Origin of the sequence: Streptomyces sp. NPDC057474 (assembly GCF_042802555.1) — a bacterium.
GTDB lineage: Bacteria > Actinomycetota > Actinomycetes > Streptomycetales > Streptomycetaceae > Streptomyces.
Window position 1 is genome coordinate 1 of record NZ_JBHVDX010000211.1, and the last position, 18,220, is coordinate 18,220.

The 18,220-nt window shown below is 69.8% G+C and carries 15 protein-coding genes and 1 pseudogene; 8 read left to right on the plus strand and 8 right to left on the minus strand.

Annotated features, from left to right (window positions below):
* Positions 1–93: 93 nt before the first annotated feature.
* Complete coding sequence (locus ACFU53_RS38185; RefSeq protein ID WP_384003498.1) at positions 94–594, minus strand: hypothetical protein; 501 nt, start codon at positions 592–594, stop codon at positions 94–96.
* A 7-nt stretch (positions 595–601) separates the two neighbouring features.
* On the opposite strand from ACFU53_RS38185, the gene ACFU53_RS38190 reads away from it, so the two are divergent.
* Entirely contained in the window at positions 602–2,167 is a 1,566-nt protein-coding gene (locus ACFU53_RS38190) for a M1 family metallopeptidase (RefSeq protein WP_384003501.1), read from the plus strand.
* A gap of 9 nt (positions 2,168–2,176) precedes the next feature.
* Here the strand turns inward: ACFU53_RS38190 and ACFU53_RS38195 are convergent, their stop codons facing one another.
* Together ACFU53_RS38195 and ACFU53_RS38200 are read right to left on the minus strand one after the other, a co-directional pair.
* Positions 2,177–3,199 carry a GNAT family N-acetyltransferase gene (locus tag ACFU53_RS38195; RefSeq protein WP_384003536.1) on the minus strand — a complete coding sequence of 341 codons (1,023 nt, stop codon included), beginning with the start codon at positions 3,197–3,199 and terminating at the stop codon, positions 2,177–2,179.
* Between the two features lie 560 nt (positions 3,200–3,759).
* A complete protein-coding gene (locus ACFU53_RS38200) occupies positions 3,760–4,335 on the minus strand; it encodes a TerD family protein (RefSeq protein WP_384003504.1) in 576 nt (191 codons plus the stop codon).
* 205 nt (positions 4,336–4,540) lie between these two features.
* Here ACFU53_RS38200 and arfB point away from each other — a divergent pair, with 205 nt between their 5' ends.
* Positions 4,541–4,969: an alternative ribosome rescue aminoacyl-tRNA hydrolase ArfB gene (gene arfB / locus ACFU53_RS38205; protein WP_384003507.1), complete on the plus strand. Its 429-nt coding sequence runs from the start codon at positions 4,541–4,543 to the stop codon at positions 4,967–4,969.
* A 78-nt stretch (positions 4,970–5,047) separates the two neighbouring features.
* Here the strand turns inward: arfB and ACFU53_RS38210 are convergent, their stop codons facing one another.
* Positions 5,048–5,560 (minus strand): flavin reductase family protein, encoded by a 513-nt coding sequence (locus ACFU53_RS38210; protein ID WP_384003510.1) that lies wholly within the window; start codon positions 5,558–5,560, stop codon positions 5,048–5,050.
* Between the two features lie 518 nt (positions 5,561–6,078).
* On the opposite strand from ACFU53_RS38210, the gene cdgB reads away from it, so the two are divergent.
* Both cdgB and ACFU53_RS38220 read left to right on the plus strand, forming a co-directional pair.
* Positions 6,079–7,833 (plus strand): diguanylate cyclase CdgB, encoded by a 1,755-nt coding sequence (gene cdgB / locus ACFU53_RS38215; protein ID WP_384003513.1) that lies wholly within the window; start codon positions 6,079–6,081, stop codon positions 7,831–7,833.
* Between the two features lie 213 nt (positions 7,834–8,046).
* Entirely contained in the window at positions 8,047–9,024 is a 978-nt protein-coding gene (locus ACFU53_RS38220; protein WP_384003516.1) for a carbohydrate-binding protein, read from the plus strand.
* 680 nt (positions 9,025–9,704) lie between these two features.
* On the opposite strand, the pseudogene ACFU53_RS38225 reads toward ACFU53_RS38220, so the two are convergent.
* A pseudogene (locus ACFU53_RS38225) lies at positions 9,705–10,106 on the minus strand (1-phosphofructokinase); the annotation flags it as partial.
* Between the two features lie 91 nt (positions 10,107–10,197).
* On the opposite strand from ACFU53_RS38225, the gene ACFU53_RS38230 reads away from it, so the two are divergent.
* Positions 10,198–11,355 (plus strand): RNA-guided endonuclease InsQ/TnpB family protein, encoded by a 1,158-nt coding sequence (locus ACFU53_RS38230; protein WP_384003518.1) that lies wholly within the window; start codon positions 10,198–10,200, stop codon positions 11,353–11,355.
* A gap of 227 nt (positions 11,356–11,582) precedes the next feature.
* Here the strand turns inward: ACFU53_RS38230 and nagA are convergent, their stop codons facing one another.
* A complete protein-coding gene (gene nagA / locus ACFU53_RS38235) occupies positions 11,583–12,875 on the minus strand; it encodes an N-acetylglucosamine-6-phosphate deacetylase (RefSeq protein ID WP_384003522.1) in 1,293 nt (430 codons plus the stop codon).
* A complete protein-coding gene (locus ACFU53_RS38240) occupies positions 12,875–13,828 on the minus strand; it encodes an ROK family protein (RefSeq protein ID WP_384003524.1) in 954 nt (317 codons plus the stop codon). The genes nagA and ACFU53_RS38240 overlap by 1 nt, the downstream gene beginning before the upstream one ends.
* 236 nt (positions 13,829–14,064) lie before the next feature.
* Here ACFU53_RS38240 and ACFU53_RS38245 point away from each other — a divergent pair, with 236 nt between their 5' ends.
* The 3 genes from ACFU53_RS38245 to otsB all read left to right on the plus strand — a co-directional run bounded on the left by ACFU53_RS38245 (position 14,065) and on the right by otsB (position 16,635).
* Positions 14,065–15,285, plus strand: a complete 1,221-nt coding sequence (locus ACFU53_RS38245; RefSeq protein WP_384003539.1) for an extracellular solute-binding protein — start codon at positions 14,065–14,067, stop codon at positions 15,283–15,285.
* A gap of 227 nt (positions 15,286–15,512) precedes the next feature.
* The gene (locus ACFU53_RS38250) at positions 15,513–15,740 is read left to right on the plus strand and encodes a DUF3263 domain-containing protein (protein ID WP_384003527.1); all 228 of its coding nucleotides are present in this window, start codon (positions 15,513–15,515) and stop codon (positions 15,738–15,740) included.
* A gap of 34 nt (positions 15,741–15,774) precedes the next feature.
* Positions 15,775–16,635: a trehalose-phosphatase gene (gene otsB / locus ACFU53_RS38255; protein WP_384003530.1), complete on the plus strand. Its 861-nt coding sequence runs from the start codon at positions 15,775–15,777 to the stop codon at positions 16,633–16,635.
* Positions 16,636–16,693: 58 nt separating this feature from the next.
* On the opposite strand, the gene ACFU53_RS38260 is transcribed toward otsB, so the two are convergent.
* Complete coding sequence (locus ACFU53_RS38260; RefSeq protein WP_384003533.1) at positions 16,694–18,106, minus strand: trehalose-6-phosphate synthase; 1,413 nt, start codon at positions 18,104–18,106, stop codon at positions 16,694–16,696.
* Positions 18,107–18,220: the final 114 nt, after the last annotated feature.

The following is an 18,220-nucleotide window of genomic DNA, read 5'->3' on the forward strand; positions in this document are numbered from 1 at the left end:
CCCCGTGCTTCTTCAGGGCCCGCAGGGCCGTTTTCAGGGACGCGGGGAACTGCGCGACCAGCCCCCACTCACCCGCAGACGAACACGGCGCCCCTACGGGACCCTGGGGAAGCGGGCCTGGAGGGTCCAGATTGCCGGATTCTCGGCGAGATCGTCGTGGAGGTCGCAGAGGTCGGCGATCACATCGTGCAGGAAGTCGCGGGCCTCACGGCGTAGATCGGCGTGGGAGAAGGTCAGCGGTGGTTCCTCGGCCGGCATCCAGTCCGCCTCGACGTCAACCCACCCGAAGCGGCGCTCGAAGAGCATGCGGTCCGTGGACTCGGTGAAGTCGAGTTCCGCGTACTGAGGCCGGGAAGCGCGGGATCCGGTCGGGTCCTGGTCGATTCGTTCCACGATGTCGCACAGCGCCCACGCGAAGTCCAGCACCGGCACCCATCCCCAGGCTGTGGACAGCTCCCGGTCCGCCTTGGTGTCGGCGAGATACACGTCACCGCAGAACAGGTCGTGTCGCAGCGCGTACACGTCGGCGCGGCGGTAGTCCGTCTGCGGCGGGTCGGGGAAGCGGTTCGAGAGGGCGTAGCCGATGTCGAGCACGTAGGCGATGGTGTCATGTCCTCATAGGATCTCCGACGTGTCCCGATCCGCACCGGTTGTCCCGGCCGCCCTGCTCACCGTCGCGCTGGCACTCACGCTCACGTCGTGCACCGAGGGCGGCGGCGAGGCCGAGGGGACCAGGGGTTCCGCCGGCGTCCGGGACCTGTACTTCCCCAAGCTCGGCAACGGCGGGTACGACGTCACCCACTACGCCCTCACCCTCAAATACGAACCCCCACCCGAGACCGGGGACGGCACCGGGGACGACACCGAGGCGGACGCCAACCTGCGTGCCACCGCCGTCGTCACCGCGCGGGCGACGCGGGACCTCGGCTCCTTCAACCTCGACCTCAAGGGGATGGACGTCGAGTCGGTCGCCGTCGAGGGCGCGGCGGCGCGGTGGGAGCGGGCGGGGCAGGAGCTGACCGTCACCCCGGAGAACGGGCTCGACGAAGGGGAGACGTTCCGTACGACCGTGCGCTACTCGGGAACCCCGGAGACGATCACTGACCCGGACGGCTCCCGTGAGGGCTGGCTGCCGACCGCCGACGGCGTCCTCGCGCTCGGCGAACCGGCGGGCTCGATGACCTGGTTCCCCGGCAACCACCACCCCTCCGACAAGGCGACCTACGACATCACGGTCACCGTCCCGGAGGGCCTGCGGGCCGTCTCCAACGGGGAGTTGAGGAGCGAAGCCGGCAAGGACGGTTGTACTACCTACTCCTGGCACACCGCCGAACCGATGGCGAGCTATGTGGCCACGATCGCGATCGGCACGTACGAGATCCAGCGCTCGACGGTGGGCGAGATCCAGCGCTCGACGGTGGGCGAGGGCGAGGGCGAGGGCGAGGGCGAGGGCGCGGGCGCGGGTGGGCTTCCGGTGTACGTCGCCGTCGATCCCGCGCAGGTCGAGGACAGCCGGGTGGTCCTCGGCCGGATCCCCGAAATCATCGAGTGGGCGGAGGGGAACTTCGGTCCGTACCCCTTCTCCTCCACCGGCGCGATCGTCGACAGGCCGGAGGATGTCGCGTACGCGCTGGAGACCCAGAACCGGCCCGTCTTCCCCGGCGCCCCCGACATCTCGCTCCTCGTCCACGAACTGGCCCACCAGTGGTACGGCGACTCCGTCACCCCGAAGAGCTGGCGGGACATGTGGCTCAACGAGGGCTTCGCCACGTACGCCGAGTGGCTGTGGGAGGAGGACCACGGCGGCGACTCCGCCCAGGAGATCTTCGACGCGCTGTACGACGGCGACTACTACCAGGACGCCGCCTCGAACGAGGCCGTCTGGGACTTCCCGCCCGCGAAGCCGCCGAGCGCCGCCCGAATCTCCGACAGCCCGGTGTACGAACGCGGTGCCATGGTCCTGCACAAGCTCCGTGACGCCGTCGGCGACGACGCTTTCTTCGAGCTGATCCAGGGCTGGGCGACCGCTCACCGCCACGGCAACGCGGACACGGCCGACTTCACGGCCTACGCCGAGGAGTACGCGGAGAAGACAGCTCCGGGCGCGGACCTGACCCAGGTGTGGGAGGACTGGCTGTACGGCGAGGGCAAGCCGCCGGAGGCGTGAGAGGGGCCCTCACTCCTCGGATTTCTCCGACGCCTCGAACTCCGCCAGCAGCCGGGGCAGTTCGGGCGGCCATACGGCCCTTTCGGCCTCGGCGAGCTCCTGGCGGGTCCACCAACGCCAGGCCAGGATGCCCTCCTCGGCGCGCGCGGCGGCGAGGAGGCCGCCGACCGGTTCGCGGCGTGGGCCCCGGGCCACGTAGATGTGGTCGCTCTGGCGGACGGGGATGCCGGCGCGTGTGAAGTCATGGTCCCAGGAACAGAGGAAGGGGCCCGGCTCCACGTCCGTCCAGCCCGTCTCCTCGCGCAGTTCCCGCAGGGCACCCTCGTGCGGTGTCTCATCCTCCTCCAGACCTCCTCCGGGCAGGGCCCAGTGCACGCCCACCTCCTCGTTGTGGTACTTGAAAAGGAAGACGGCACCCTCCGGGTCGAGTACGGCAACCCGTGCGGCCCGGCGTGGCGTACGCAGCGTCTTGCGTAACACCGTGCAGGGGCGGCCCAGTTGGCGGTCCCGGCGATGCTCGACGACCCCGTAACCGAGGGACGTCCAGAACGCCAGGGCGCCGGGGTTGTTGTCGAGCGCCGCCAACCGTACGGCGGTACGCCCCGCCTGCCGGAACCGTTCCTCGACGAGCGCCGCCAACTGCCGCCCGTACCCCTGCCGTTGCGCTCCGGCGTCGACGAGCAGCAGCCCGATCCACGGGTCGGGGTCGGCCGGATCGGGATGGCGCGCGAGGGTGATGGCGGCCCCGACGAGCCGCCGGTAGTCGGGATGGCTGTGGCTGTGGCTGTGGCTGTGGCTGTTGCTGTTGCTGTTGCTGTCGTCGTCGCGCGCGAGCAGGATCTCCACGTCCGGGTTGGCCAACTCCACCGACAGTGCCGCGGCCACCTGTTCGGGACGGATGTCGCTCGCGTCCGGGAAGTCACCGCTCAGGGCGTAGAAGTCACGGTTGGAGGCGTGCAGGGCGGTGAGTTCGGTGAGGAGGGGGCCGGGAATCGTTCCGTCCTCGGCCGTGCGGAGGGGTTCGAGCAGCAGCATGCCCCGCACGGTATCGATCAGGACTGACATCGGCTCCGGACCGAGCGGCTCGATCCCCTCCCGATCCCCCTGACTCCCGGCCGTGCGCCTGGACCTACAGTGCCTCCGGACGCAGGGGAGCCGAAGCGCGAGGAGTCGCGAGGAGTCGCGAGGAGGCGTGTGGAGGCGCGAGGAGGCGTGTGGAGGCGCGAGGAGGCGTGTGGAGCAGCGGGTGCGTGCGCACAAGGTCCGGCTGGGCGGCGACGAGTTCCGCGTGATCCGGCCGGCCCCGTCCCCGGCACGGTTGGCGTTGCGCGACGATCATCACTGGCTGTCGCCGGGCACTTCTGTGTCGAGTCGGCCCGGGCCCTGGTCACGGGTACGGAATCGGCGGCGTCGCGCAGCCGCCCCGCTGCACATCCAGTACTCCGCCGACTGGCGGGTGTGAGGGCGGGCGGGCCCTGACCACGGCCGAAGGCCCGGCCGCGACGGCGGGCGTCGCGGCGGGGCCTTCGGCGGTGTGGCGTGGTGTGGCGCGGGGCACCGGCCCCGGACGTCAGAACGTGAACGTCAGAACGTCAGACGCTGACGCCGAAGTCCTGGGCGATGCCGACGAGGCCCGAGGCGTAGCCCTGGCCGACCGCGCGGAACTTCCACTCGGCGCCGTTGCGGTACAGCTCGCCGAAGACCATGGCGGTCTCGGTGGCGGCGTCCTCGGAGAGGTCGTAGCGGGCGATCTCGGCGCCACCGGCCTGGTTGATGATGCGGATGTAGGCGTTGCGGACCTGGCCGAAGTTCTGCGAGCGGTTCTCCGCGTCGTAGATGGAGACCGGGAAGACGATCTTGTCGATGTCGGCGGGGAGGCCCGCCAGGTTGACGTTGATCGCCTCGTCGTCGCCCGCGCCCTCACCCGTGCGGTTGTCACCGGTGTGGACGATGGTCTGGTCCGGGGTCTGCTTGTTGTTGAAGAAGACGAAGTGGCCGTCCGAGTAGACCTTGCCCTGCGTGTTGACCGCGATCGCGGAGGCGTCGAGGTCGAAGTCCGTGCCGGTGGTGCTGCGGACGTCCCAGCCGAGGCCCACGGTGACGGCGGTCAGGCCCGGAGCCTCCTTGGTGAGCGAGACGTTGCCACCCTTGGACAGGCTTACAGCCATGGTTGGGAGTCCTTCCCTCGTTGCGTACGTGCCTTACGGGCTTCGTGCCGGGGACGAAGCTACCTGTACCCCTATGAACGTCGGGAGGGGCGCCAGAGGTTCCAGCGGTTTTTACTTTCTTTACCCGGGCCCTCTTGGCCCGGGTCCGGCCGGTTGCGGTGAAAAAGGCGTGACGTGGACCGGACATTCGCGCGACCATGGGGGCATGTCCGGTCCTCACGTCATCCGTGGCTCCGTCTCGCTTCCCGAGGCCGAGCTCATCTGGCGTTTCTCCCGGTCCTCCGGTCCCGGCGGACAGCACGTCAACACCAGTGACTCGCAGGTCGAGCTGCGGTTCGACCTCGCGAACACCGAGGCACTGCCCGAGGTGTGGAAGGCGCGGGCGCTGGAGCGGCTCGCGGGGCGGCTCGTCGACGGGGTCGTCAGTGTCCGGTCCTCCGAGCACCGTTCCCAGTGGCGCAACCGGGAGACCGCCGCCGTACGGCTGGCCGCGCTGCTCGCGGAGGCGACCGCGCCGCCGCCCAGGCCGCGGCGGGCAACCCGTATCCCGAGGGGGATCAACGAACGGCGGCTGCGGGAGAAGAAGCAGCGGTCCGACACCAAGCGGGGGCGGTCGGGGCGGGACTGGGGCTGAGGTCCGGGGCGGCCCGGTGCGTAGCTGCCGGAGCGTCGTGGTTGCTCGCGAAGTCCCCGCGCCCCTGACGGGGCCGTTCTACGGGGCCAACTGCCTGTAGCGGCCCCGGAAGTAGGTCAGCGGGCCTCCGTCCGCGCCCGGCGATGTCGAAGCCAGGACCCTGCCGATGACCAGGGTGTGGTCGCCGGCGGTCACCCGTCGCTCGGTGCGGCATTCCAGGGTGGCCAGGGCGCCGTCGACCAGGAGGGCGCCGGTGGCCTCGCCCCGGGTGTGCGGGAGGTCCTCGAAGAGGAGGCGGTCGCTCACTCGGCCCTTCATGGCGAAGCGGCCGGCGATGGTGCGCTGGTGGTCGGAGAGGACGGAGACGGCCCACAGTGGCTGCTCGTCGAGGAGGTCGTCCATCCGGGAGCCCTCGCGGAGGCTGACCATGACGAGGGGCGGGTCGAGGGACACCGACATGAAGGAGGTGGCCGTCATACCGACGTCCTCGCCGCGCGGTCCCTCCGGATCCAGCGCCGCCTCGTGCGCGGTCACCAGGACCACCCCGGCCGCCAGGCGGGACATCGCGGCACGGAACTCGTCTTCACTCACCCCCTCAGCATGCCCGCCGGGGAGGGGACCGGGGGCGGCCGGGGTGCGCTCGGCAGCCACGGGTGAATGTGCGGGAGGAAGGGCGCGCGGTGTCACCGGCGGGGCTGGGGGTGGGGTCTTCGACACGTCTGCACGCTAGTCCCCGGCGATCGGCCACCACATCGGGCCAGGGCCCGACCCGTCACCGGACCTACGACCTAGGGCGACCTGCTCGGCCTCGCTCAGCCCCGCTCCGCCCCTGCTCAACCCTGCTCACAGTGCCTACACAGAGTTCTGAATTCTGTTCAGGAAGCGCACGAGAGAAACGCATAAACTCCACTCAATTGCTCATCTTGTGTTGTGACTTGAGTCACAGGAGCCATATTTTGTTGACCCTGTGTACCGAGTGGGCTTCGCGCTGTGATTCAGTGGCGGGGACGCTGCAAGCTGTAAGCGGGAACTGTAAGCGGTAGTAAGCCCGCGAGTTAAGCAGGTTACCTGGAGCCTGGAGCTGCCACGAGATCTCGGGGGGAGGGCGAATGGAAACCGAGTCGGAGCCCTACGTCCGTCTGGGGACGCTGCGGCAGCTGCACAAGGTGATGGCGGACATGAACACCGCGCGCAGCCTGGCCGACACGCTGCAGACCGTCGCCGACGGTGTGGTCAACGGCCTGGGCTACGAACTGGCCTGCGTGAACCTCGTCCGCCCCGACGGCGACCTGGTCGTCGCCGCCCTCGCCGGGAACAGCGCCGCCGAGGCCCTGATCACCGGCCGGGTCGGCTCCCGCGCCTCCTGGGACCGCCGGCTGACCATGGGTGAGGCCTGGGGCGACCTGCGGTTCATACCGCACACCGAGGGCTGGGTGCTGGATGAGGACGATGTGCCCCAGTGGTACACCGACGGGCCCGCGCCCCGCTTCGAGGACGAGTGGCATCCGTCCGACCGGCTCTTCGCGCCGATGTACACGCCGGGCGCCGGCGGCGCCTCCTGCGGCGAGCTGCTCGGCGTCGTGTCCGTGGACCGGCCGCGAAACGGTCGGCGACCGGGCGCATGGGGACGGGAAGCGCTCCAGATGTACGCCTTCCAGGCCGCCATCGCGATCAGTAACGCTCGCCTGCGCGCCAACATGCAGCGTGCACTGGTCAGGCTCGAAAGGGAGCAGCAGGCGCTGCGCGCCAGTGAGGAATCCTTCCGGCAGGCCTTCGAGTACGCCCCCTCCGGCATGGCCATCGCCGAGATGGGCGGCGATCAGCACGGCCGGATCCTGCGGACCAACGACGCGCTGTGCCGGCTGCTCGGACGGCCGGCTTCGGCGATGCGGCGGTATGCGTTCTCCGATCTCGTCCACCCCGAGGACATAGGCACCCTCCTGCGGACCTCCGCCGAGGGCGGGCGCGCGGAGCTGCGGCTCGGGCGCCGCGACGGGACGTACGTATGGGTGTCGCTGCGCAACAGCGTGGTCGCGGACGCCGCCGACGGGCCCCGCTTCCTGCTGACCCATGTCGAGGACATCGAGGAGCGCAAGCGCCGTGAGCTGCAGCTCGCGCACCGGGCCTCGCACGACGCCCTCACCGGGCTGCCGAACTCCGCCGAGCTGCGCTCGCGCCTCTCCTCCCGTCTCTGCCAGCGCCCCCAGTCCCTCCCGGCCGGCGCGGCGGCCGACTCGATGGACGCGGCCTTCGGGCAGTTCGGGGAGCAGGGGGAGTTCGGCGGCGAGCACGGGGAGTACGGTGCCGCCGAGCAGCCGGCGCGGCTGCCGCACCCGTCGTTCGACGAGTACGAGGCCGCGGGGCACGGCGGGCACGCCTTCGACTTCCACGTGGCCGGCGGGCCGTACGACGCCTTCGACCACCATGTCCACACGGTCGCGCCCGAGGGCGAGCGGGACGACGGGACCAAGGGGCTCGCGGTGCTCTTCTGCGACCTCGACGGGTTCAAGTCGATCAACGACCGGTTCGGGCACAACGCGGGCGACGCCGTCCTGATCGAGGTGGCCGGGCGACTCGGCCGGGGCGTGCGCGACGGCGACACCGTGGCGCGGCTCGGCGGTGACGAGTTCGTCGTCCTCGCCGACGGGCTCGGCCGTGCGGACGCCCAGGACCTCGCCGTACGCCTTCGCAACGAGATCATCCAGCCGATCCGGGTCGACGGCCGCACGATGCGTGTCGGCGCCAGTTTCGGCATCGGATGGGCACACTGCGGAATGACGGCGGACGAGGTGTTGAAATCAGCTGACGAGCGGATGTACGTCGAGAAACGATCTCGTCCCAGGCAGCACAGGCGGGCCGGATAGCGGCCGGAGTGACACCTGAGACATTCGGAGAGAAGACCAGGTCAGAGCCGGATGGCGGCTGGAAAGTGCCTGGTGGGCGGTGGGTCGGCAAGGCGATGAGTTCTGAGTCACCCGTTTGGGTCACCGCGAGCGGGTAGGCTCGCTCTCCTACACCCCCACGCAATAACCCGCCACCCGTACGTGTATGTACCGCACCGCTGAGGAGACCTAGGGATGACGCCCGGCAACAACGGCGCGAGCACGCCCGAGGACGACGACCCGTTCGGCTACCTCTACGCCGACGGGCAGGCCCGAGGAGCCCAGCCGCCCAGCGCGAGCTACGGCTACCCGAACGCGGTCAACCGGGTGCGACCGGTCGGCGAACGCCAGTACGGGCAGCAGACCCAGCAGGCTCCGCAGGCCCCCACCGCGCAGTACGGGCAGGTCCCGCAGCAGGGGTACGGCCAGCAGCAGGGCGGCCCCGGTCAGCCGAACGCGCATTACCAGGCCCCCGAGAGCTTCGGCGGCGCCCCGACGACGCGTCAGCAGGGGCACGGCGGGGGCGGCGGCCGCGGCCGCGGTCCCAACACCAAGGGCCTCCTCATCGGTGCGATCGCCGTCGTCGCCGCGGTCGTGATCGGCATCGGCGTCGCCATGCTCGGCGGCGACGACTCCGAGAACGCCTCCGGGAACGACACCGGCACCGGCACCAACCCCACCACCGGGGAGAGCGCCGACCCCAGCCCGTCGGCCAGCAAGTCGAAGGACGCGGAGACCGCCGAACTCCCCAAGGCGGAGGCCAAAACCCTCCTCCTCGGCGGGGCCGCGGCCATCGCCTCCGACGTCCCCGGCGCCAAGTCGGACGGCGGGTTCTATGTCGGCAATTTCAATTCGGTCGGGTCGTCGGTGACGTGGAAGGTGGAAGGCATCCCGAAGGGCGGCAAGTACACGCTCTATACGGGCTACGGGGTGCCGGGCAAGGATGCCACCGCCACTCTCTCGGTGAATGGCACGGCGTCCACGAACCCCGTTGACATGAAGAACTGGGCGAATGCCAAGGAAGGCGACTACCAGAAGGGCTGGACCCAGACCTACAACTTCATCCAGCTCAACGAGGGGACCAACGAGATAAAGATCTCGTGTGAACAAGGTAATCAGTGTGATGCCAACCTCGACCAGTTGTGGTTGGTCAAGGACTGGGTCGAGGGTTGATTTATTGTGTTCAAAAAGCGCCGCCTCCCAGGATGCGGCGCTTTTTGCGTCGGAAGTACGTTGTGATGGCGGGCGATTTGTGTAAACGTTAAAAGGTCCAACGTTTGACGCCTCAACTGTCCGGGCGGAAGGCGTCGCGCCTTGTTATTCCAGTCCGCCGTAAGCCTGGCCAACCGACGTGAAGAACATCAAGTTAGGCGATGCGGCCGATTGTCACGCACCTGTCCGCAACCCAACGCTTGCGCCCCTCCCATTTCAAGGGAGTCCAAGTATTGTAAGTCCCACTCTCGTTGGTGCATCGATAGGAACCGCCTGTGACCCTGCCAGTGCATTCGGCAGTCCAGCAGGGAACTTCGTCGGGGGAGCCGGTGCCAAACTTTTTAACCCGGAGTACCACAGCAGAAGTTGTCGACGTACCCGCGCGGAGGTTTCAATCGGTTCCGCCGTACGCGCCTCCTACGTCAGCTTGCGCAGGTGTAATGGTGGCAGCGAGAAGGGCTGCTGCCAGCACGCCCGGAATGGCCGTTACGCGTATGATCGTTCTTATCATGGAAATCTCCAATTCTGCGCGTTCGCCACTGTTGAAGGTGGCAAATTTTTGACACCTTATCTTTGGGTGAGGGCGGGTAAGTAGCCATTCTCGGTCATTTTTCCTGGTACTAAGAAGGGCTGATATTGCTCTATGCCGCCGTGGCCTCCCCCGTCACCGCCACCTGCCCCACCAGCTCCTCGTACGCCTGACGGTCGAACTCGCCCGCCACCGGGGCCAGTACGGTCGCCGCCGACAGAGCGACGGCGCGGGCCAGGCGGTCGGGTCAGGGGAGGTGGTCGATCAGGCTGGACGCCAGACCTGCGTACGCCCCCGGCGGCAGACTGCCGCACAGGGCCACCACTGAGGTGGAGCGCAGCAGTTCGACGTATGCCTCCTGGGAGGCGGACCACTCGGCGGATGCGATGGGTGGGCCCGGTTCGTTGAGTCGAGTCGTGTCACCACTCGCGTCGGGATTCCGGCGCGGAGCGCCGTACAGCAGCGGGACCACCAGGGGTGGAAGGTCGATGATCCGGCACTGTAGTAGAACACCCGGCGGGAATGGCTGTTCGGGTTGTCGGTGGATCGGGTGCTCGATAGCCGAACATCCCTCGGCTGAGCGCGAGCAGAGTAGCGTCCAGGGCGTGAAGCTGGTGGTGCAGGTGAAGCTGATGCCGGAGGCCGGGCAGGCCGCCGCGCTGGTGGCGACCCTGCGCACGGTCAATCAGGCCGCGAACTGGGTGTCGGCGGTGGCTTTCGAGCAGGGTATGCCGCGCGAGTACGAGCTGCGCAGGCACACCTACGCTCAGTTGAAGTCGTGGGGGCTGGGGGCGCAGGCGGCCCAGCACACCATCAAGAAGGTCCGCGACGCCTATACGACACTCAAGGCCAATATCAAGGCCGGGAACCTCGGCAGAGCGGGCTCGAAGCGGCGCCGGAAGGCCGAGCCCAAGCCCGTCGTCTTTCGGCCCGAGGCAGCCCAGCCGTACGACGACCGGTGCCTGTCGTGGCAGTTGGACGCGCAGACGGTGTCGATCTGGACCACCACCGGACGCATCCGGGGTGTGCGGTTCGTCTGCTCCGCCGACGGTCTGAAGATGCTCCAGCAGTACCGTAGGGGCGAATCAGATCTGATCGAACGTGACGGCGTCTTGTATCTGATCGCCACGTGTGAGGTGCCCGAGGCTGAAGAGTACGAGCCCGACCACTTCATCGGTGTCGATCTCGGCATCGTCAACATCGCCACCACGTCCACCGGCTACCAGGCCGCTGGACGCGGCCTGAACCGGCGCCGCACACGCGAGCGTAAGCTGCGGGGCAATCTCCAGAAGAAGAACACCAAGTCCGCCAAGAGGCGGCTCATGGCACGTGCCCGCAAAGAGCAGCGGCATGTGAAGAACACCAACCACGTCATCGCGAAACGAATCGTGACCGAGGCTGAACGCACCTCGGCCGGAATCGCCCTGGAAGACCTGGGCGGCATCCGGCAGAGGGTACGGCTCCGCAAGCCCCAACGGGTCACGCTCCACTGCTGGGCCTTCGCCCAGCTCGGAGAGTTCATCGCGTACAAGTCGCGCCGCGCAGGCGTGCCCGTGGTCCACGTCGACCCCGCCTACACCTCACAGACGTGCTGCGAGTGCGGGCACGTTGATGAGAAGAACCGGGTCGGCCAGGCCCTCTTCATCTGCCGGAACTGCGGGGTCGTTGCCCACGCGGACCGGAACGCTTCCCACAACATCGCCCAACGTGGCGCCGTAGTGTGGAACGCGGGGCGTGAGTCACGCGTCCCTGCCACCCCGTAAGGGGCGTCTGGACGGAGGAGTCCACCCGGCAGCCAGCCGGGCGCTACTTCCAAGCCCGGTCCTTCAGGGCCGGGTCAAGCTGACCGTGACCGTGAGGATCACCTGCGCCTACCCCTTTGAGTCTCGGCTGCGCGGAGGCTCGATCATGCCAAACGAGCGGTGGTCGGCCCAGACCCCCGGACCGACCACCGCACTGCGCACCGATGTCAACAAACGGACGGATCAGGTCAGTTGGGACCGCCCGCCGAGGGGCGGTCGCCGAACGGGTCCACCACCCACTCGCCCTTCCGCAGCACACCCTTGAGGTCGAAGTCCGCGTCGAGGAGTACGAGGTCGGCGTCCTTGCCCGGGTCGAGGGAGCCGACGCGGTCGTAGAGGCCGAGGAGTCTCGCCGGGTTGGCGGAGAGGGCGGCGACGGTGTCCTCGACCGGGAGGCGGTCGACGGTGACGGCGCGTCTGAAGGCGCGGTCCTGGGTGAGGGTCGAACCAGCGATCGAACCGCCCTCCACGAGGCGGGCCACCCCGTCCACGACCTCGACCGCCAGCGGGCCGAGCGTGTAGAGGCCGTCGCCGAAGCCGGCCGCGTCCATGGCGTCGGTGATGAACGCGACCCGGTCGGCGCCCGCGTGACGGAACGCCAGCTGGAGGGAGGCGGGGTGCAGATGCGTACCGTCGTTGATCAGCTCGACCGTGATCCGCTCGTCCTCCAGGAGCGCCGCGATCGGGCCGGGCTCGCGGTGGCCGAGCGGGGGCATCGCGTTGAACAGATGGGTCGCCACGGTCGCGCCCGCGTCGATGGCCTGAACCGTCTGCTCGTACGTCGCGTCCGTGTGCCCGATCGCCGCGATGACGCCGTGTTCGGCGAGGAGGTGTACGGAGTCGAGGCCGCCGGGGAGTTCGGTGGCGAGGGTGACCATGCTCGCCCGGCCGCGCGCCGCGTCGATCAGCTTGCGGACTTCTGCGGGGTCGGGGTCGCGGAGGAGTTCCTCCGAGTGCGCGCCCTTGCGGCAGGGGGAGATGAACGGGCCCTCGAAGTGGATGCCGGCGATATCGCCCTGCTCGGCGAGTTCGGAGAGGAGGCCGGCGCGGTGGGCGAGGCCGTCCATGTCGCCGGTGACCGTGGAGGCGACGAGGGTGGTGGTGCCGTGGAGGCGGTGGGTGTGGACGCCTTTCAGTACTTCGTCGACCGTGCCCGAGGTGAAGGAGGCTCCGCCGCCGCCGTGGTTGTGGATGTCGACGAAGCCGGGCACTACCCAGTGGCCGCTGACATCGATGGTGTGGGCCTTCTCGGGGGCGCTTCCGGCGATTTTGGTGCCGGTGATGATCACTCGCCCGTTTTTCACGATGCCGGTGGGGAGGACGACGTTGGCGCCTTCCAGGACGTACGGCTGCGATTGGTCGGGCGGCTGCGGGTTCGTGGGGGCTGGTCGCGCCCACGCGGCGGTAGCCGCATCTTCAGCACTGCCCCGCGCCCCTGAAGGGGCGCTGCCGGACCCGGAGTCGGAAAAAGCGGGGGCCATCAGGTGGATACCTCCGAAGGGTCCTTGGGGTCCGTGGGGCTGATGAGGTCCCAGGCCATCAGGCCGGCGCCCCGGCAGCCCGCGGTGTCGCCGAGCGCGGCCGGGACGATGGTGGGGACCTTCTGGAAGGTGACCCGGTGTTCGACGGCGGTACGCAGCGGTGTGAACAGGGTTTCACCGGCCTCCGCCAGGCCGCCACCGATGATGAGGGTGCGGGGGTCGAGGAGGGTGACGGCGGTGACGAGGCCGTCGGCGAGGGCGTCGACGGCGTGCTGCCAGACGGCGCTCGCGCGCGGGTCGCCCGACTCGACGGCCTTGGCGCAGTCCGCCGCGTCGGCCTCGGGGTCGCCGGAGGCCTCCGCCCAGGCCTGGCTGACGGCCGCCGCGGAGGCGAACCGTTCCAGACAGCCGTGCTGCCCGCAGGGACACGGAATGCCACCGGGCCGTACGACGATGTGGCCGATCTCGCCCGCGAAGCCGTGGGCGCCCGCCTCCACGCGGCCGTCGACGCCGATCGCGCCGGCGATCCCGGTGCCGAGCGCCACGAAGAGATAGCGGTCCGCCCCCCGGCCCGCGCCCACGCGCCCCTCCGCGAGCCCGCCGGTGCGCACGTCATGGCCGAGGGCGACCGGGACGCCGCCGAGGCGTTCGGCGAGGAGCGCGCGCAGTGGGACGTCGCGCCAGCCGAGGTTGGCGGCGTAGACGGCTATGCCCCGGTCGGAGTCGACGATGCCGGGCACGGCGACCCCGGAGGCGGCCGCGGGCTCGCCGAAGCACCGCTCGCCGTACGCGCGCAGCTCGGCGGCGAAGTCGAGGATCGACGCGACGACGGCGTCCGGCCCGCGCTCGCGGCCGGTGGCCAGGCGCGCCTGGTGCAGCATCTCGCCGTCGGTCCCGACCAGTGCGGCCTTCATCCCGGTGCCGCCCACATCGAGGGCGATGACATGTCTCACGGAGAACAGTGTGGCCCTTCGACCCGCGAGAGGTCTAGTCCACTTACGTGGTGTAGGCCTTATGGAGAGTTCGAGAAGTTGAGAGATTGACGGCCTTGAACGCAAAGCCTGTGATCCAGGCTGTTGTGCGCGGGGCGGTGCGACAGGTTGGGGCAGTAGGAGTGCGACAGCGGCAGCGGCGGACGAAGACCGGCGTCAGGAACGGCGGAACGGCGGCACTGGCCGCGCTGGGACTGATGGCGACGCTTGCGGGCTGCGGTGCCTCGGAGGCGAGCGGCCCCGGCGTCACCCTGAAGCTGGTCGCCGCCGACTACGGCGACTCCAAGGCGAACAGCTCCCAGAAGTACTGGGACGCGGTCGTGAAGGCGTACGAGAAGAAGACCCCGGGCGTCACGGTCGACGTCAGCGTGTACTCCTGGAACGACGTCGACCGCAAGGTCAAGGAGCTGGTCGCCGCCGGTGAGGCGCCCGACATGGCGCAGATCGGCACTTTCGCCGACTACGCCGCGGCCGACCGGCTCTACGAGGTCGACGACCTGCTCTCCATCCCCGTCCAGGCCGGTTTTCTCCCCCAGCTCGCCGACTCGGGCAAGGTGCGGCGGGTCGCGTACGGGATGCCGTTCGCCGCCTCCACCCGCGTCCTCTTCTACAACAAGAAGCTCTTCGCCGAGGCGGGCATCGACGGCGCCCCGCGCAGCTGGAGCGAACTGGCGGCCGATGCCGAGGCGCTCGACAAGGCTGGTGCCGAGACCCCGTACGCGCTGCCGCTCGGGCCTGAGGAGGCCCAGGCCGAGACCATGCAGTGGCTGCTCAGCGGCGGGGCCGGCTACACCGACGACGTCGGCACCTACCGGCTCGACTCCGAGGAGAACGTCCGGACCTTCACCTGGCTCAAGGACAAGCTGGTCGACACGGGCCTCACCGGGCCCACCGCCCCCGCCGAGCTCAACCGCGCCGACGCGTTCACGGCGTTCGCGCGCGGCGAGGTCGGCATGCTCAACGGGCACCCCAGCCTGATGCGCATGGCCGCCGACCAGGGGGTCGAGTACGGCACTGCCGCCATGCCGGGGCTCGACGGGCGGGAGCACGCCACCATGGGGGTCACCGACTGGATGATGGCCTTCAAGCAGAACGGCCACGGTGACGAGATCGGTGACTTCCTCGACTTCGTCTACAGCGACGAGAACGTTCTCGACTTCTCCCGTGAGTACGACCTTCTGCCGGTGACCGCGTCCGCGTCCGAGGAGATGGCCGCGGACAAGGACGACGCCGGCCTCGCGCCCTTCCTCGACGAGCTTGCCAACGCCGAGCTCTACCCCGTCGGCAAGACGTCCTGGGCGGACGTCAGCGCGGCGGTCAAGGAACAGATCGGGCGGGCGGTGCGGCCCGATGCGAAGCCGGGGGCGGTGCTGGGGCAGCTGCAGCAGACGGCGACCGTGGCGGATCGGGAGGACTGAGGGCGCGGCGCCTTCGAACTCGGGGGTGCGTGTGGTCTGGCGGGTGCGGGTGCGTCGTGGTTGCCCGCGCGGTTCCCCGCGCCCCTGAGAAGCAGGGGCAGCGCCCCGTGCCGGGCCTGGTCTTTCAGGGGCGCGGGGAACCGCGCGAGAAGCCCCACCCGCCCGCACTCGACCACGCATCCGCAGCTCCACGGCGCGATGTCACACCCGTCCGTTACCGTCGTCGCATGGAAGAGCTGGACGTCCGCGAACAGGCCATCCTCGCCGTGGAGCGCCAGGGCTGGGCCGGTCCCGGTGCCAAGGAGCGGGCCATACGGGAGCGGCTCGGCCTCGCCCCCGTGCGCTACTACCAGCTGCTCAACGCCCTGCTCGACGACCCACGTGCCCTCGCCCACGACCCGGTCACAGTCAACCGGCTGCGGAGGGTGCGAGAGGCCCGCCGGGCCGAGCGATGACGGATGCGGAGCGATGACGGATAGGGTCGAAGGCATGGGCAGCCACAAGGATGCAGAGAACCCCAAGGCCACCTTGCCGACACCCGTGACCCCGGCCGGGCGGGACGCGCTGGACGCGATCCTCGACCGCCCCGGCCGTACGGTGATCGCGCTCGACTTCGACGGCACGCTCGCCCCGATCGTCCCCGACCCCGAACAGGCCCGCGCCCACCCCGACGCGGTCGCCGCGCTCGCCGCACTCGCCCCCAAGGTCGCCTCCGTCGCCGTCGTGACCGGCCGCCCGGCCGGTGTCGCCGTCCGCCACGGCGGTTTCGCCGGCGTCCCCGGCCTCGAACACCTCGTCGTCCTCGGCCACTACGGCGCCGAACGCTGGGACGCCGTCACCGGCACGGTCAGCGCCCCCGCCCCCCACCCCGGCGTCGCGGCGGTCCGCGCGGAGCTGCCCGGATTCCTGGACGGCATCGGCGCGTGGCAGGGCACCTGGATCGAGGAGAAGGGGCGGGCGGTCGCCGTCCACACCCGCCGCGCCACCGACCCCCAGGCCGCCTTCGAGGCCCTGCACGCCCCCCTCACCGACCTCGCCACCCGCCACGGCCTCATCGTCGAACCCGGCCGCATGGTCCTCGAACTCCGCCCCCCGGGCATGGACAAGGGCGTCGCCCTCCGCGAGTACCTGGCGGAAACCGCCGCCGAATCGGTCCTCTACGCCGGCGACGACCTCGGCGACCTCCCCGCCTTCGCCACCATCGAGAAACTACGCACCGAGGGCACACCCGGCTTGCTGGTCTGCAGCGGCAGCACGGAGGTCACGGAGTTGTCGGAGAGGGCGGACGTCGTGGTCGACGGCCCGGCAGGGGTCGTACACCTCCTGGCAGCAATCGCCGAGCACGTATGACGAAGGGGCCGGCTGTCCCACCCGAGGGGCGCGGGGAACTGCGCCATCAGGCGCGCCTTCACCCCTCCAAGGCGCGCAACTGATCCAAGAACCACTGCGTAGGCGGCAACGCGGTAGCCGCCGCGGCCAGCCGTTTCGTACGCTCCGCCCGCTCATCCACCGGCACACTCAACGCCTCGTGCAGCGCCCCCGCCGTTCCCACCACGTCATACGGGTTCACCACCACCGAGTCGTCCCCCAGCTCCTCGAACGCCCCGGCCTCCCGCGACAGCACCAGCACGCACCCCTCGTCGGAGACCACCGGCACCTCCTTGGCGACGAGGTTCATGCCGTCCCGGATGGGGTTCACCAGGGCCACGTCCGCCAGCCGGTACGCCGCCAGGGACCGCGCGAAGTCGTCCTTCACGTGGAGGACGACCGGGGTCCAACCCGGCGTCCCGTACCGCTCGTTGATGTCGTCCGCGACCCGCTGGACCTCGGCCGTGTAGTCCCGGTACACCGCGAGGTCCTGCCGCGACGGGTACGCGAACGCGACGTGCACGACTCGCTCGCGCCAGGACGGTTGGTCGTCGAGGAGCTGCCGGTAGGCGTGCAGGCCGCGCACGATGTTCTTGGAGAGTTCCGTGCGGTCGACGCGGACGATCGTGCGGCGCGGGGTGCCGTCCGGGGCCGTACCGATCTGCTCCCGCAGCGCGGCCATGCGGTCGTCGACGTCCGCCTCGTGGGCGCGGGCCCGCAGGAAGTCCGCGTCGGCGCCCAGACCGTGCACCCCGATCCGGGTGCCGGAGGGGGTCCCGGGACCCAGTACGGCGTGACAGCACTCGGTGAACGCGTCCGCCCACCGCTGGGTGAGGAACGCGGCCCGGTCGGCGCCGAGGATCCCGTCGAGCACCTGTGCGGCGATGTCGTCGGGGAGCAGCCGGAAGTAGTCGACGGGCGCCCACGGGGTGTGCGAGAAGTGGCCGATCCGCAGGTCGGGGCGGAGTTCGCGCAGCATCCGGGGGACCAGGGTCAGGTGGTAGTCCTGGACCAGCACGGCCGCGCCGTCCGCCGCCTCCTGGTCGAGCGCCTCGGCGAAGGCGCGGTTGTACGTCTCGTACGACGCCCACTGGCGCCGGAACTCCGCGTCGAAGACGGGCTCCAGCGGGGTCTGGTAGAGCATGTGGTGCACGAACCACAGCGTGGAGTTGGCCACGCCGTTGTACGCGTCGGAGTGCACGTCGGCGGGGATGTCCAGCATGCGCACGCCGGGCTCGGCCACGCCGCGTCGTACGGCCTCGCGGTCGCCGTCGCCGAGTGCGGAGCACACCCAGACCGCGCCGGACTCCGGGTCGATCGCGGAGAGGCCGGACACCAGGCCGCCGCCGCCTCGCTTGGAGGTGAGGTCCCCGCTCTTCTCGTCCAGCGTGTACGTGACGGGGCCACGGTTGGACGCGACCAGTACCTGTGCAGCGCCGTGCGTTGATGCCATAGGGCTCAACCTAGCCCGGGGGTTCGGCGGTCAAACGTGCGGTTCGGCCGTATACAGGAGCGCCTGTGGGGTCGGGGGTGCGTGTGGGACGGCGGGTGCGGGTCCGTCGTGGCT

Excerpts from the sequence above, each read along its gene's own strand:
- ACFU53_RS38190 (WP_384003501.1), top strand. The coding sequence starts at position 602 with ATGGTGTCATGTCCTCATAGGATCTCCGACGTGTCCCGATCCGCACCG.
- ACFU53_RS38200 (WP_384003504.1), bottom strand. The coding sequence starts at position 4,335 with ATGGCTGTAAGCCTGTCCAAGGGTGGCAACGTCTCGCTCACCAAGGAG.
- arfB (WP_384003507.1), top strand. The coding sequence starts at position 4,541 with ATGTCCGGTCCTCACGTCATCCGTGGCTCCGTCTCGCTTCCCGAGGCC.
- cdgB (WP_384003513.1), top strand. The coding sequence starts at position 6,079 with ATGGAAACCGAGTCGGAGCCCTACGTCCGTCTGGGGACGCTGCGGCAG.
- ACFU53_RS38220 (WP_384003516.1), top strand. The coding sequence starts at position 8,047 with ATGACGCCCGGCAACAACGGCGCGAGCACGCCCGAGGACGACGACCCG.
- nagA (WP_384003522.1), bottom strand. The coding sequence starts at position 12,875 with ATGGCCCCCGCTTTTTCCGACTCCGGGTCCGGCAGCGCCCCTTCAGGG.
- ACFU53_RS38245 (WP_384003539.1), top strand. The coding sequence starts at position 14,065 with ATGGCGACGCTTGCGGGCTGCGGTGCCTCGGAGGCGAGCGGCCCCGGC.
- ACFU53_RS38250 (WP_384003527.1), top strand. The coding sequence starts at position 15,513 with ATGGAAGAGCTGGACGTCCGCGAACAGGCCATCCTCGCCGTGGAGCGC.
- otsB (WP_384003530.1), top strand. The coding sequence starts at position 15,775 with ATGGGCAGCCACAAGGATGCAGAGAACCCCAAGGCCACCTTGCCGACA.
- ACFU53_RS38260 (WP_384003533.1), bottom strand. The coding sequence starts at position 18,106 with ATGGCATCAACGCACGGCGCTGCACAGGTACTGGTCGCGTCCAACCGT.